This is a genomic window from Flavobacterium sp. CF108 (assembly GCF_900129795.1).
Lineage (GTDB): Bacteria > Bacteroidota > Bacteroidia > Flavobacteriales > Flavobacteriaceae > Flavobacterium.
The window spans coordinates 770,472-786,944 of the sequence record NZ_FQWW01000001.1; the positions used below are offsets into that span (position 1 = coordinate 770,472).

9 protein-coding genes are annotated in these 16,473 nt (G+C 35.6%); 8 read left to right on the top strand and 1 reads right to left on the bottom strand.

Translation table 11 applies throughout. The annotated features are described in order from the left end of the window. Positions 1–96 precede the first annotated feature (96 nt). From BUE10_RS03430 to BUE10_RS03455, 6 genes are all read left to right on the top strand, one after another. Positions 97–3,177 (top strand): SusC/RagA family TonB-linked outer membrane protein, encoded by a 3,081-nt coding sequence (locus BUE10_RS03430; protein ID WP_073482347.1) that lies wholly within the window; start codon positions 97–99, stop codon positions 3,175–3,177. A 10-nt stretch (positions 3,178–3,187) separates the two neighbouring features. After that, positions 3,188–4,735 carry a RagB/SusD family nutrient uptake outer membrane protein gene (locus BUE10_RS03435; RefSeq protein WP_073482348.1) on the top strand — a complete coding sequence of 516 codons (1,548 nt, stop codon included), beginning with the start codon at positions 3,188–3,190 and terminating at the stop codon, positions 4,733–4,735. A gap of 178 nt (positions 4,736–4,913) precedes the next feature. After that, a complete protein-coding gene (locus tag BUE10_RS03440; RefSeq protein ID WP_073482350.1) occupies positions 4,914–5,972 on the top strand; it encodes a glycoside hydrolase family 130 protein in 1,059 nt (352 codons plus the stop codon). Then, on the top strand, positions 5,972–7,258 hold the full coding sequence (locus BUE10_RS03445; RefSeq protein WP_073482352.1) for an MFS transporter: 1,287 nt from the start codon (positions 5,972–5,974) through the stop codon (positions 7,256–7,258). Before BUE10_RS03440 ends, BUE10_RS03445 begins: the two co-directional genes overlap by 1 nt. Positions 7,259–7,274: 16 nt before the next feature. Further along, positions 7,275–8,996: a glycoside hydrolase family protein gene (locus BUE10_RS03450; protein WP_073482354.1), complete on the top strand. Its 1,722-nt coding sequence runs from the start codon at positions 7,275–7,277 to the stop codon at positions 8,994–8,996. Between the two features lie 203 nt (positions 8,997–9,199). Beyond that, a complete protein-coding gene (locus tag BUE10_RS03455; RefSeq protein WP_234984702.1) occupies positions 9,200–10,870 on the top strand; it encodes an alpha-glucosidase in 1,671 nt (556 codons plus the stop codon). A 113-nt stretch (positions 10,871–10,983) separates the two neighbouring features. Here BUE10_RS03455 and BUE10_RS03460 read toward each other — a convergent pair whose 3' ends face one another. Beyond that, positions 10,984–12,855: an alpha-amylase family protein gene (locus BUE10_RS03460; RefSeq protein WP_073482358.1), complete on the bottom strand. Its 1,872-nt coding sequence runs from the start codon at positions 12,853–12,855 to the stop codon at positions 10,984–10,986. 357 nt (positions 12,856–13,212) lie between these two features. Here BUE10_RS03460 and BUE10_RS03465 point away from each other — a divergent pair, with 357 nt between their 5' ends. Together BUE10_RS03465 and BUE10_RS03470 are read left to right on the top strand one after the other, a co-directional pair. After that, a complete protein-coding gene (locus tag BUE10_RS03465) occupies positions 13,213–14,889 on the top strand; it encodes an OstA-like protein (protein WP_091291083.1) in 1,677 nt (558 codons plus the stop codon). A 263-nt stretch (positions 14,890–15,152) separates the two neighbouring features. Next, on the top strand, positions 15,153–16,346 hold the full coding sequence (locus BUE10_RS03470) for an aspartate aminotransferase family protein (RefSeq protein WP_073482360.1): 1,194 nt from the start codon (positions 15,153–15,155) through the stop codon (positions 16,344–16,346). Positions 16,347–16,473 lie beyond the last annotated feature (127 nt).

Here is a 16,473-nt window from a genome sequence, read left to right on the forward strand (position 1 = left end):
ATTCAATCGTTATCGTAAAACTTTATAATACATCTAACCCTTTTAAACCATGAAAAAAAACACTCCAACCAGTAAACCAATTAACACTTCCTTATCATGATGAAAAAATATATTTATAAGTTATTCCTATTTGGAATAATGATGGTGGGAAGCATTATGAATGCTCAAACCGTAAAAGGTGTAGTTTCTGATGTTGATGGCCCAATGCCGCAAGCCAATATCAATGTAAAAGGAACTTCTACTTATGCCATAACCGATTTTGATGGTAATTATATCATTAATGCAGGCACTGACGCTGTCCTGATTTTTAGCTATGTAGGATATCAAACCCAGGAAGTAGCCGTATCTGGCAGAAAAGAAATAAATGTTAGACTAATAGCAGATTCTAATGCCTTAAATGAGGTTGTTATTGTAGGATATACAAGTGAAAAAAAGTCGTCCATAACTGGTGCAGTCGCAACTATAGATATGGGCGAATTATCTAAAACAAAAGTAGCCGATGTTGGGCAGGCATTACAAGGGCAAGTTGCCGGTGTTTCTGTTTCGGCTAATACTGGTGCTCCCGGCGACGGACTTAAAATACGTATTAGAGGGGAAGGAACATTGGGTAACAACGAAGTACTTTATGTTGTAGACGGTGTGGCAACCCGCGATATTTCATTCCTGAACATGTCTGATGTAAAATCGATGACCGTATTAAAAGATGCTGCAGCAACTGCCATATATGGATCCAGATCTTCGGGCGGGGTTGTTATTCTTACTACCAAAAGCGGTGCAAAAGGAAAAGCAAATATTGATGTAGACTATTTTGGAGGAACTAGTTATGCCACTAACCTTCCAAAAATGCTAAATGCAGACCAGTATTTGACTGTAATGGATCAGGCTTGGCATAATTCTAACAATAATCCTGCAAATGCCATAAGCCCTTATCAAACCGATAGAACTAACGGACAGGTTAATGGTATTCCGTTATCAAACACAAACTGGTTAAACGAATTATTTGGTGCAGGAAGAACAGACAATTTCCAGATTTCGGCCAGCGGAGGTACTGATAAAACACAATATTTAATTTCCGGTGGTTATTTTGGACAAAATGGTATTGTCGTGGGAGATAAAGATACTTACAGACGTATCAATTTTAGAGCAAATATTAATACTGAAATTACAGAACGCCTTAAAGTGGGTACAAACTTTCAGATTACAAGCAGCAGGCAGGATAAAATGTCTTCTAGCGGAGATGCTCCGGGAGTAATTAGACATGCTTTATTGCGTCCTTCTGTTTTAGGAGTTTATAAAGATGTAAACGATCCAACGTATAAAGCAAATGATCCTTATACTGATTTGCCATTCTATTTAAATAATAATCCTAATGGCGGATGGAGCCGTAATTATGAGCTGACTTCTAACCCAATTGCGATAGTTAATTTTACAGATGATGTGCGATCTGCTTTTAAAACTTTTGGAAATGTATATGCCGAATATGCTTTTCTGGCAGATAAATCATTAAAATTCAGAAGTAATTTTGGTGCCGAAATCACTTTCGATCACAATAAAGCCTTTGGAGAAAATTATGGCGATGATAATGACAACGACCCAAATGAATTATATCCGGGTCAAGGCAGACAAAACAGGCCTTCGAGCTTAAACGAAAACAGAGGCGAAGCCACAACTTTTACCTTTACCAATACGTTAAACTATACTAAAACCCTTGCAGAAAAACACAGTATCAATGCATTATTAGGAGAAGAAACAGTTAGTTACGACCAATCTGCAGTTGGCGGAAGCAGAACAAATTATAATAATACAACTGATCCTTTCCGTTATTTGGATTTCGGAAGCGATGTAAATAAAAACAGTTCAGGATCTGCACAAAGCTGGAGCCTTATTTCCTTTTTTGCTTCTGCAAATTATGCATACGATAATAAATATTTAGTTTCAGGTACAATAAGAGCCGATGGTTCTTCACGTTTTGGACCTAATAATAAATGGGGTTATTTCCCTTCGGTTTCTGGAGGATGGGTTATGTCCAGAGAAAAATTCATGGAAAATGCAAAATGGGTTTCTAACCTAAAATGGAGAGCGAGCTGGGGACAATCCGGAAATCAGGAAATCCCTAATAATGCTTATGAAACTCTTGTTACCGAAACTGGCGGAATCATAAATGTGGTGCGTTACGGTAATCCTGACCTAAAATGGGAAACGACTACGCAAACCAACTTTGGTCTTGATTTAGGTGTATTAGATAATAAACTGACTTTCTCTGTCGATTATTTTGATAAAACAACCAATGATATTTTACTAGCCGTAGGACTTCCGTCTGCAACAGTTGGTCAAATCAATAAAACCTACGTTAATGCCGGTGTTGTAACCAATAAAGGTTTTGAATTTGGAGCTAACTTTCAAAACAATGACCACGAATTTAAATACGGAATCAACGGAAACATTGCGACTTTAAAAAACAATGTAGAACAATTACAGCAATATGTTTCAGAAATTAATGATGATAAAACGCATACCAAAACTGTAGTTGGGCAGCCAATTAGTTCTTATTACGGATTAAAATTTGATGGAATTTATCAAAATCAGGCAGAAATAGATGCTGCTTTATACTCCAATTCAAACGGTGCAAAACCCGGTGATATTAAGTTTAAAGACTTAAATGGAGACGGACAGATTAATGCGAATGACAGAACGTTTATAGGAAGTTCAATCCCGAAAATAACTTACGGATTTTCATTTAATGCCGAATATAAAAGATTTGACATGTCATTTCTTTTCCAAGGCGTTTCGGGTGTAGATCGTTACAATGATTTAAAACAAATTTTAGATTACGACAGCCGTCCGTTTAATTCTACCACTTCAGTATTAAACGCATGGAATGGCGAAGGAACAAGCAACACAATTCCTCGTAATACGCTAAATGACAATGGCGGAAGTCAGGTTTCAAGTGTTTTTGTAGAAAATGCTTCTTATTTGCGATTAAAAAATCTTGAGATTGGATATACGTTCAATCCTAAAATAATTGGCGACACGTATTTAAGAATGTATGTATCAGGACAAAACTTATTGACTTTTACGAAATATACTGGTTTAGATCCAGAATCGACTTCTTTTATAGATCAGGGTACTTATCCTCAATCTAGTACAATTCTAATAGGTCTAAAATTTAAAATTTAATAATCGAACCATGAAATATAAATATATAACAGTAATCCTTATTGCACTTGCCTTAACAAGCTGCGAAGATGAACTTACTACAGATCCCATCGGAGCGCAAACTCAGGAACAAGCCAATTCTAAACCAACATTAGCCTCTGTAGAAAGCTCTGTAACTTCTTCTTATGATATGTTATCCAATAGATTAAATCAGCTTGCTGAATGGGATTGGAACGGAGGTTTGGTATTTCAAAATGATATTATTATTGATGATATCGCTTCTGATGATATGGAAAAGAAATGGTCTCCAGACGGTGATCAATCGTGGATGGATGAAATCAATAATTTTACTTTTACTTCGACAAATGGCGGTCCAAACGGATTGTGGAAATACAATTATGAAGGTATCAAAAGAACTAATATTGCATTGAATTTTCTATTAAATCCGGATATTGAATCGCTTACCGGAATTTCAACCCAAAGAAAAAACCAATTATTGGGCGAAGCTTATTTTTTACGCTCGTATTATTACTTTTCATTGGTAACAAATTTTGGCGATGTGCCTTTAATTCTGTCTCCTATAAAAACATATCAGGAAGCTTTTGATAAAGCCGTAAGAGCGCCAAAAGAAACGGTATGGAGCCAGATTAAAACCGATTTGGAAACAGCAAAAGGACTTTTACCGAACACAAAATATTCTTCAAGTACAGAAAAATGGAGAGTTTCAAAAGGAGCCGTTATTGCACTTTTGGCTAAAACAGCACTCTATAATAAAGATTGGGCGGGTGTAACTACTTTAGTATCAGAATTAGAAACAACAGGTTTTTATAGCCTTGATGCGAATTATTTTGATAACTTTAATATGAACAAGGAATATGCAGACAATGAAGTGATTTTCTCTTATAACCATGTTAAGCAAGCAGATCCGAGAAAAGGAAACGGAATTTGCGCACCTCTTGGATGGGGATTTTTTGCTCCAAGCACTGATTTCTTAGCTTCATTTGAGCCTAATGACCCTAGAAAATTATATACCGTAAATGCTCCTGAACAATGGGTTAATAAACTTTTAGGAACTACAGACGGCGGAAACAAAGGCGATGATGACGCTCCAAACAATAAAGTTTTCATTCGCTATGCCGATGTTTTACTTTGGAAAGCAGAAGCATTGAATGAAACTGGCAATTATTCAGGTGCTATTGACATTATAAACCAAATTAGAGCAAGAGCCAGAAATACAGTTACAACTGTTACGGTTAGAGTTCAGGATCCGAAATTTCCAGATGATCCGGGCAAAACAATTCCGGTAACTTCTGTTGGTCCTCCTCCGCCTGCAGGAACATTACCAGACAGGCCAAACTCTGGCGATAAAGCTGTTGTAAAAGCTTGGCTGATTGCTGAAAGAAGAGCTGAGTTAGGTTTTGAAAATCAAAGAATGCCCGATTTAAAAAGATGGGGAATTGCTAAAGAAGTAATGACGGCGCACGGAAAAGTTTTCTTAGACAAACACATGCTGTATCCAATTCCGCAATCAGAAGTAGATGCCTCAGCAGGACTTTTAACTCAAAATCCTGGATATTAGGACAAATCTATTTCCAATTTTTAATTGCCTCCAGCTTTAGCTGGAGGCAATTAAAAATTGATAATAAATTCGGCTTTAGCCAAAATAATTAAGTGTTTTTGGCCAAAGCCTAATTCTCATTTCCTTTTTAGATCTCCAGCTAAAACTAGAGACAGTTAAAAAAGATAAAACTAAAAATATGAAAGATATAGCGAAACGTTTTGCAGATAATCCATTATTATCACCTGCAGACATCCCAGCAAGCAGAGAAGGACTAGAAATTACATGTTTATTAAATCCGGGAGTATTTCAATATGAAAATAAAACCTGGCTGGTAGTACGCGTTGCCGAAAGACCGAAACAAAAGGATAACATTATTTCTTTTCCCATATTGACAGAAACCGGTTCTATTCAAATTATTGAAATAGCAAAAAATGATCCTGAATTAATCGCGACAGATGCCAGAGTAATCAACTACAAAGGAGTTGATTATTTGACAACATTATCCCATCTGCGCTTATTATGCAGTGAAGACGGACATAATTTTTATGAACCCGAAAATTATCCGTCACTTGTTGGAGAAGGTATGTTAGAAACTTTTGGTATAGAAGACTGCCGCGTTGCCGAAATCGAAGGAACGTATTACCTAACCTTCACTTCAGTATCAGACAACGGTGTTGGTGTTGGTTTACGTACCACAACCGATTGGAAAAACTTCACCAAACACGGTATGATATTACCCGCTCATAATAAAGACTGCGCCATTTTTGAAGAAAAAATAAACGGATTATTTTATGCTTTACACCGCCCAAGCAGTGTCGATATTGGCGGTAATTATATCTGGATCGCCTCATCTCCTGACGGGATTCACTGGGGAAATCACCAATGTATCATAAAAACAAGAAAAGGACTTTGGGACAGTAAAAGAGTTGGTGCCGGAGCTGCTCCAATAAAAACAGATAAAGGATGGCTGGAAATTTATCATGGAGCTAATGAAAATCATCAATATTGTCTGGGTGCTTTTTTAATGGATTTAAATGATCCTTCAAAAGTAATTGCAAGAACCATAGAGCCCATTATGGTTCCTACTACAGAGTATGAATTAAGCGGATTTTTTGGAAACGTAGTATTCACAAACGGTCATATTGTAGAACCTGACGGAGATACACTTACCATGTATTATGGCGCATCAGATGAATTTGTGTGCGGTGCTCAATTTTCGATTAAAGAAATCCTTTTACTTTTAAAAAATAGCTAATGTTTAAAAAACTTATATCAGAAATTGATCATTTTAAAAGTCAGACCCATAATTTTCGTATTCTTATTTTCACCAACTTAGTCTACGCATTAGTATTGCCGGTTATCGATATATTTGTTGCCGCTTATATTATGCGAAACTCCAATGACACTTCAAAAGTGGTCATATATCAATTGGCAATTTATACCGGGATTCCGCTTACGTTTTTATTAAATGGATTTTTGCTGAAACATATCAATATCAAAAAATTATATTCAATCGGAATGATGCTCAGCGGCGTTTCGATGATTATTATGATGTCCTTAAAAACACTCGATTTAATCGGAATTGGTGTTGCCGGGATTACTATGGGACTTTCATTTGGCTTGTATTGGTCAAATCGCGATTATCTGGCTTTGTCCATAACAAATGACAACAATCGAAATTATTATTACGGATTAGAAACCTTTATTTATACCATAATTGCCATTGCAATACCTGCAGCGATTGGTTTGTTTATTCAGTCAAAAATAGGCGAAGATCAAAAACATCAGGCTTATGAAATTATTACCGCTGTTGTTTTTTTAATTACCATTATTGCTTCAATCGTTTGTTATAGAGGTAAATTTATAAATCCTGTACAAAAGCAATATATCTTTTTCAAATTTCATCCGCTTTGGTACAAACTGTTATCGCTGGCAGCATTCAAAGGTTTGGCACAAGGGTTTTTAGTTACCGCTCCTGCCATGCTTATTTTTAAAATATTGGGTGAAGAAGGCGCATTAGGAAAAGCACAGTCCATTGGAGCTGTTTTAGCCGCAATTATAATTTATTTCATTGGTCGTTTTTCTAAACCATCAGACAGGATCAAAACCTTTTCTGTTGGATTAATTTTATTTGCTTTAGGTGCATGTTTAAATGGTTTCTTATTTAACAAAATGGGCGTAATAATCTTTTTATTATTACTGCTTATAGCAAAACCTTTAATGGATTTAGCCTACTTCCCTATTCAGTTAAAAGTCATCGACATTGTTTCCAGAATCGAAAAAAGAGGCGAGTTTGCCTATATCTTAAACCATGAAGCTGGTTTATATCTTGGAAGACTTTTAGGCGCTGGAACTTTCTTAACCTTGTATTTTGTTGTATCTGAAGATATTGCTTTAAGATATGCCATTGGTATTATCGCACTATTGCAATTATGCTCCATTTACATCAGCAAAAAAATCATCAAACAAGGTCTGGAGCTTTCGCCAGAGGAAGAAACAGAACCTAAAGTATTAGAAGAAGCAGCGGCAAGACTGCTTTAAATTAAAAAAGAATAAAATGAATACATTTATAAAAATAAGCACTTCATGTCTGCTAGTTTTAAGTTTAACTGCAGCCGCACAAGTAACGCAGCAAAAAATACCCCGCGTAGCACAAATGCCTGATTTACCGCAGCCATTAAAAATTATCGATTACAAAAAACTGGCTTTAGATTTTGACAAAACAGTTTATGATTTTAATGCAAAAGGTAAATTTTGGCCAATGGTCTGGATGGATGACAGCAAAAAAAATTACCCGCAGACCGTTGTTGGATTATATACTGCTGTTGCAGATGTACGACAAGGCCCGGATCACAATAAAGGAATGTTTCATGAAGCCCTTGCAACAATGGGCGCAACATTAGGAGCTACATTAGTTGGTGTCGACAAAAACAACTCGCAAAACCTGAACTATGTTGGCATGTTGAAAAACTATTTCAACAAAGAAACCAACTGGAATATTATGATGAATAATACCTGCCCTGAAGTTGCTTTACTGGGCGGAGGTTACGGCCGCGATTGGTGGTATGATGTATATCCAAATCTTTTGTTTTATGCCATTTATGATAAATATCCTAATGAACCCGGTTTTACAGAAATCGCCAGAAGTATTGCAGACAAATTTTATGAAGCCGATGTAATTTTAAATGGCAATTACGAATACTCCTATTTTGATTACAACAAAATGAAACCCATGACAAACCAAATTTGTGCCCAGCCAGACGCTGCAGCCGGACATGCATGGGTATTGTATATGGCTTATAAAAAATTTGGTGATGCCAAATACTTAAAAGGAGCTAAAAGTGCATTAGCAGCTTTAGAATCGCAATCTAAAAATCCAACTTATGAAGTTTTAATGCCTTTTGGAGCTTATTTAGCGGCCAGAATTAATGCCGAAGAAGGTGCAAAATACGATACAAACAAAATGCTGGCTTGGACTTTTGACGGAACACCAATTTGTCGTGAAGGATGGGGTTCATTGGTAGGAAACTGGAATGGCATTGATATCTCAGGCGTTTTTGGAAGTACGGTAGATCACGGCGGATATGGCTTTTTAATGAATACTTATGACGCTGCATGGCCGCTTATACCAATGGTAAGATACGATCAATCCTATGCAACAGCAATCGGAAAATGGATGCTGAATGCTGCCAATGCTTCTCGTTTTTTCTATCCGCAGTATATGCCTGATGAACATGAAACAATACCTGAATTGGCAGAAGTTTCAAAAGGCGTTATTGGTTATGAAGGCATCATAAAGCAATCTAGTTATAAAGAATATGAAAATCTAAAAGGCCCAGTAGCACAAGGCGACGGTCCCCTTTGGGTGCCTGGCGAAAACCCAAAAGAATCTCAATTTAGTGTATATGGAAGTGGTCACGTTGGTATTTTTGGAAGTATTATTCGTGAAACCAATGTTACCGGAATATTGCAATTAAATTTATTAGCAACCGATTTTTATAGCGATAAAGCCTATCCTTCTTATTTATACTACAATCCATATTCAGCAAGTAGAACAGTAACTGTAAAGGTTGAAAAAGGAGCTAAAGTAGATTTATACAATACCGTTTCGGGAAGTTTTGTAGCTAAGAATGTTTCTTCATCTGCAAAAATAAAAATGGATCCATTAAGTGCCGCTGTAATTGTACAAGTCCCTTCTGGTGGAAAAGTAAGTTATGAAGGTTCAAAGATGCTGGTTAATGATATTGTAGTAGATTATCAATATCAGCAAAAAAAGTAAATTATTAAGTTTTACGCATAGTTTGTCATTCCGAGGAACGAGGAATCGCACTCGGGATTCGACAAAGATTGGCGACATTCTTTACGGAGTTTCTCGTGCGATTCCTCGTTCCTCGGAATGACAAGATTGGGTACAAATTATGGACTAAAATCCAGAATTTCATATAGATATAGAGTTCCGAAGGAACAAAACATATTGTAGGGATGGATTTTAATCCATCCTTCGCAATTATAATCGACAATAATGCTATGAAATCTAATACCTTCAATTATATATTAATTCTTCTAATAATTCTAAATATAAATCCAGCGATCGCCCAAAAAACAGCTGACAAAAAATGGTGGAAAGAATCCGTTTTTTATCAAATCTATATGCCGAGTTATGCCGACAGTAACGGAGATGGATATGGCGATTTTAAAGGAATGACCCAAAAATTAGATTATCTAAAAGAATTAGGTATAAAGGGTATTTGGCTTACGCCTTTCCTTACTTCTCCAAAAGTGGATAACGGTTATGATATTGCCAATTATTATGAAGTAGATCCTACGTATGGCACTAAAGCTGATTTTGATATTTTTTTAAAAGAAGCTCATAAAAGAGGAATAAAAGTAATTATAGATATGGTTTTAAATCATACTTCTACAGATTGTAAATGGTTTCAGGAATCGAGAAAATCAAAAGACAATCCGTATCGGGATTATTATATCTGGAAGGATGAACCGAATAATTGGGAATCTTTTTTTGGAGGTACAGCTTGGGAAAAAGATGCACCAACCAATCAATATTACTATCATAAATTTGATAAAAGAATGGCCGATTTGAACTGGTCAAATCCAAAAGTTGTTGCTGAGGTTCAAAAAATACTTCGCTTTTGGCTTGATGCCGGTGTAGATGGTTTCCGATTAGATGTAATAAACTTCCTGACGACTAACGGTATTACAAAAGATAATCCGATAAAAAACGGGCAGCAGGAACACCTAAACGACATTGATCAGGAAGGTGTAAAAAATGCCATGAAAATTATAAAATCGACCGTAAATGAATACGATAATCGTTTTATTGTGGGAGAAATTGGGAGCGATAAAATCGAAGTTTTAAAACAATACCAATCGCAGGATTTATTAGATGTTGTTTTTAATTTCAATTTTGGAAGTATAAAAGAATTTTCGACCCAGCGTATTTTTGACGAATTGCAAAGCATGGAAAAAAATATGAGTAATTATCCCACTTTGTTTTTTGGAAGCCATGATATGCCCAGAATGATCGACAGGCTCGCAGACGGAAATACAGACAGAGCCACCGCCCTCGCTGCTTTAATACTTACCGCAAAAGGAGTTCCGTTTATTTATTATGGCGAAGAAATTGGCATGCATAATATTATGGCCAAAAACATAAATGAAATGGTCGATATACAAGGCAGAACCCATTATCAATTGGCAATAGCAAAAGGCAAAAACGACAAAGAAGCACTTCTTGAAGGAAACGAACACAATCGCGATAAATCCCGAAGCCCAATGCAATGGAACGGAGAAGCGTTTGCAGGATTTTCAACAGAAAAAAGCTGGATTAAAATCAGTCCCAATTATAAAGAAATAAATGTTGCAGCTTTAAAAACTCAAAAAAAATCTATTCTTAACAGTTATAAAAAACTGACTGCTTTACGAAATAAAGAAAAAGTTTTGCAATATGGAAGTTATGATAATCTGGAACTTCAGGGAGATCAAATTTCTTTCACAAGATCTTTTGAGGGCGAAAAAATCACGATTATAATCAACTTTGGTATAAAAAAAGAAATAACACTGCCTGCGAATGTCAAAGTATTAATGGGAAGCAAAATTCTAAAACCCAATAGTTTTATTATTTATAAAAATTAGTTTTCATCCTGCAAGGTTTTCGAAACCTTGTAGGTATGGTTCTAAAATAGTTAAGACCTACAAGGTTTCGAAAACCTTGCAGGACTAGCAAATCTGACAAGTTTAATTGTCGACTATTTCACTTCATAAATAAAAGATTCAGATGGTTTTATTTTAACTCTTGCCGAACCTTCACCATTTTTCACAGTAAAATAGATTTTATTCTCAGAATATAATTTATCAACAAGCACATACGAACCATCTTTTAAATTCCATTTTGAAATAACATCCGCAGGAATTTTTAAATCAAACTCACTTGTTTTTTCTGAAGAGAAATTAGCAATTATAATCAGTTTTTGATTTTCAGACCAACGAACAATTGAATAAATCAATTCATCATAATTGGCTGTATTTTGACGATTTACCGATTGAATTTCCTGAAAACTTCCCATTAAAGCCGGGCTTTTTATAGAAAAATTCAATAATCGTTTGTAAAAATCTCTTAATTGTTTTTCAGAATCAGATAATTGTCCGCCGTCAAATTTTCCTTCATTCATCCATCTTTGATGATTTGGAACTCCGATATAATCGAAAATAGAAGTTCTGGAATGCGTTCCGAAACCAGCATTTTCATTTCCGGCCTCTCCTACTTCCTGTCCAAAATAAACCATTGTTGGCGAAGTACTCAAAGTTGTTGAAACTACCATTAAAGGTTTTCCTCTTTCTGGAGTTCCCGCAAATTCAGGACTTGCTAAACGCTGTTCATCATGATTATCTAAAAAATGAAGCATATGATGTTCAATATCTGCCATTCCTTTTTGAATATCAGATAATCCATCTGGAGAAGATTTTCCGCGAATAATATCTTTCAGTTTATCATACGTTTCTACTTTATCATACAAATAATCCATTTTTCCTAAACGAATGTAATTTCTGTATTCATTTGGATTATAAACTTCTGCCAATAAAAAAGCATCTGGATTTTTCATTTTGATTGCAGAATTCATGTAACTCCAAAATTCGTACGGAACCATTTCTGCCATATCGTAACGGAAACCATCAACACCTTTTGCTGTCCAGTATAAAGCTATTGATCTAAATTTTTTCCACGAATCCGGTACCTTTTTATCCTGCCAAAACGCAAAATGTTCTTGATATGATTTTTGGTCAAAACCAGCCGGAAGTTCCGGAAAATCTTTCGAACCATCGGGACGAACTCCATAATTTACTTTTACAGTTTCGTACCAATCGTTTTGATCCGGTTTTACTTTACGCGAACCATTTCCTGTCCACTTTGCAGGATTTTCGTCAAAAACGCCATCAACAAGAGCATTTTTTTCTCCGTTTAACGGAATATCACCATCGGGAATTTCGAAATGTACATTTGGAATATAGTAGAAATTATTATCTCGTTTATATTCTACATTCACATCATCATCGGCACCAAAATCTCTCACGCCTTCAGGATTATTTTTCCCTTCGTATTTACGTGCAATATGATTCGGAACAATATCTATAATTAATTTTAATCCCGCTTTATGTGTACGTGCGATTAAAGCCTCAAATTCTTGTAATCTATTGGCAGGATTTACTGCCAAATCAGGATTTACATTATAATAATCTTTTACAGCATATGGCGAACCCGCACGGCCTTTTACCACTTCAGGATCGTCATTTGAGATTCCGTAAGCCGTATAATCATGAACCAAAGCATGATAAGGTACGCCGGTATACCAAATATATGTTACACCTAAATCCTTAATTTCGTGAAGTGCTTTATCTGTAAAATCATTAAACTTTCCCACTCCGTTTTCTTCAATAGTTCCCCACGGTTTATTGGTTTTGTTTTTATTTCCGAATAAACGGGTAAAAACCTGGTATACAACAATTTTATGATCTTTTGAATTTTCTTCTTTTACTTCACTCATTTTTAAATCTTTTGTTTTACAACCCGAAAACAACATTGCTGAGGCCATTCCCGCTGCAATAAATTTACTTTTTATCATAGTTTTTTAAATCTAAACGTATCTTTTTTCGGAACTAGAAATCTAAATCCAATTCCTAAATTTAGTTTATTTTTTATAACTCTAAAGAATGCCATTTCAATTTATCATTTCACAATAACGAAATCGTTAACTACAACGTGAGAGTTCATAGTTTTGTTGATAAATTACGTTGGGGTTCAAAGCAGCAAAGGTTCAAAGGAACAAAGGCTTTAAAATCTGAAAAAACTTTGAGTCTTTGCCACTTTGAACCTTTGTACCTTTTGTATCTTTGAGCCTCTGAACCTAAAAAGATAAATTAATGCTAATAACAATCTAAGGTTGTATCCTTTTTTATAAATTTGACAAAAATTTAATCACTTGAAGAAATTACTCTTTTTTATATCTTGTCTGCTTTTATTAAGTGTTCAAATCATTTCTGCGCAAGCACCAAAAAAAGTGCAGGGACCAAAAAAAATCAACATAGAACATTCTGATTATTTAGATGTGGATCAAGCTACAGCTCCTGATGCAGTCTTGCTTACCGGAAACGTAAAAGTAAACCACGACGGAGTAGTTCTTACTTGTAATAAAGCGTATTATTTTCAGAAAGAAAATTATCTTAAAGCCTTTGGTAATGTACAATTAGTACAAGGCGACACTTTATTTTTAAATAGTAAATATGCTGAATACAGCGGAAATATAAAAAAGGCTTTCGCAACCGGAGACGCTGTGATGACTTCACCAGATGCTACTTTGCAAACGGACACTATTAATTTTGACCGAAACACTCAGGAAGTTTTTTATAATACAAAAGGAACAATTATCAATAAAGACAATACTTTAGTGAGTAAATCAGGAAAGTATTTTGTAGCCGAGAAAAAATTTCAGTTTTTGACAGAAGTTACGATTACGAATCCTAAATATGTTATAAAATCAAATCATTTAGATTATTACAGTAATTCCGGGCATACGTATTTACTTGGTCCATCAACAATTACGAGTAAAACAAATTATATTTATACCGAAAAAGGGTTTTATGACACCAAGAAAAACCTCGCTCACTTTTTACGGAAATCATACATAAAATACGACGACCGACTCATTGAAGGAGATAGTTTATTTTATAATCGAAATACCGAATTTGCTTCGGCAACGCGAAATGTAAAAATCACGGATTCTATTAATAAAGGGCTTGTAAAAGGGCATTATGCGGAGATTTACAAACTAAAAGATTCGATGTTTGTTACCAAAAGAGCCGTTGCTATTAATTTAGTCGAAAACGATTCTGTTTACATTCACGGACAAAAATTAATGGTTACCGGAAAAGAAGGCGAACGAATTTTGAGAGCGTTTAAAAATGTTCGTTTTTATAAAACCGACATGAGCGGAAAATGTGATTCGATACATTCAAATTCTAAAACAGCTTTAACAAAACTAATTGGAAGTCCAATTTTGTGGAACGGCGAGAGCCAGATTACAGGTGATTTAATGCATTTAATTGGCGATAACAATACCAAAAAATTAGATTCATTAAAAGTTATTAATAACACTTTCCTCATCTCCAAGGACACTTTAGGAACCGGATATAATCAGGTCAAGGGACTCAATTTATTTGGAAAGTTTAAAGAAGGAAAACTCCACGATGTTGACGTCGTCAAAAATACCGAAGTCGTCTATTTTATGCGGAATGACGCCAATGAATTAATCGGAATTAATAAAAATGTCAGCAGTAAAATAAACCTGATTCTCGAGAATAATGCCGTAGAAACGATTACGTTTTTTAATCGTGTTGACGGAGATATTTTCCCCGAAGAAGATTTGCCTGAAAATGCCCGTAAACTGCGAGGTTTTGTCTGGCGTGGTGACGAAAGAATAAAATCGAAAGACGATATTTTTACTGCCGAAGAAAATGAAATGAACGACAAATTAGTCAAAGAAGGAAAAGAACAGGAAGAAAAAGATAAAAACGTTCCTATGAAAGTCAGAAAAGAGACTTTGAATTACGACAAGAAAAAACCAGCCGTGAAAGCAGAAACGAAACCTAAAGTTAAATAGTTTTCAGTCGCAGTCGCGGTCGCAGTTTTCAGAAACCTCAAACAAACTTTTAATTTTCAGTCTCAGCTTTGCGATCTTTGCATTAAAATGTAATCTTAATTTTAACCTTACAAACTTTGCGTAAATCTTTGCGATCTTTGTGTTAAAATAAGTTGCAGTTTTCAGTTTCAGTATTCAGTCGCAGTCTCAGTTTTCAGCAACTTGAAACCTAAAACAAAAACCTCAGAACCTTAGTACCTTTGTCACTTTGAACCTTAAAAAAAATGAACCCAGATTTTATAAAATACCAGGCACAAACTTCTCCTTATCCTTTAGGAATGGAAGTTTCGCACGCCATTGGATCATACATATACGATACAAACGATAAAAAATATTTAGACTTTGTTGCCGGAGTTTCGGCTTGTACACTTGGGCATCAGCATCCCAGAGTGAATCAGGCCATAAAAGATCAGTTAGACAAATATTCACATGTAATGGTTTACGGAGAATATTCGCAGAGTCCGGCAGTGCAGTATTGCAAATTAATGGCCTCACTCCTTCCAGAATCTCTAAACAAAACGTATTTAGTAAATTCAGGAACAGAAGCAATTGAAGGCGCTTTAAAACTAGCCAAAAGAACAACAGGACGCAGTCAGCTTATTTCTTGCCATAATGCCTATCACGGAAACACAATGGGTTCTATGAGCGTTATGGGATTTGAAGAACGCAAACGAGCTTTTCGTCCGCTTCTTCCAGATGTAGATTTTATCACATTTAATAACGAAGCCGATTTAGAGAAAATAACAACAAGAACCGCTGCAATTCTGCTAGAAACAATACAAGGCGGTGCCGGATTTATTCAGCCGGAAAATAACTTTCTGCAAAAAGTCCGCAAGCGCTGTGATGAAGTTGGAGCGTTGATGATTGTAGATGAAATTCAACCGGGTTTTGGAAGAACCGGAAAACTTTTTGGTTTTCAAACCTACGATGTTGTACCTGATATTGTCGTTATGGGAAAAGGTATGGGAGGCGGAATGCCTGTAGGCGCTTTTACAGCTTCGGCCGAAAGAATGGACCTTTTAACCGAAAACCCTAAATTGGGACACATTACCACATTTGGAGGTCATCCTGTCATTGCGTCAGCTTGTTTGGCTACTTTGCAGGAATTAACTGAGACAAATTTAATGCAGGAAGCCTTAGAAAAGGAAAAACTGTTCAGATCGCTTTTGGTACATCCTTTGATAAAGGAAGTTAGAGGAAAGGGATTAATGCTTGCAGCAATGACAGAAACGGCAGAAATAACGAATCAGGTTATTCTAAACTGCCAGGACAAAGGGCTAATACTGTTTTGGCTTTTGTTTGAAGGATGTGCTATCCGGATAACGCCGCCGCTTACCATTTCTGAAGAAGAAATAAGAGAAGGATGTTCCATAATTTTAAATGTTATGGATGAAATATTAAAAGCGGGCAATAATTAAATAATCTTTTAAAAATCAGAAGATTATAACTAAATTTGGGACGTAAATTCTAAATTCATTGTTAATTAAATTGTTCAAAACAATTAATTTTCCCTCCCCACATCAATTATATGGTTGCCTAAATTTA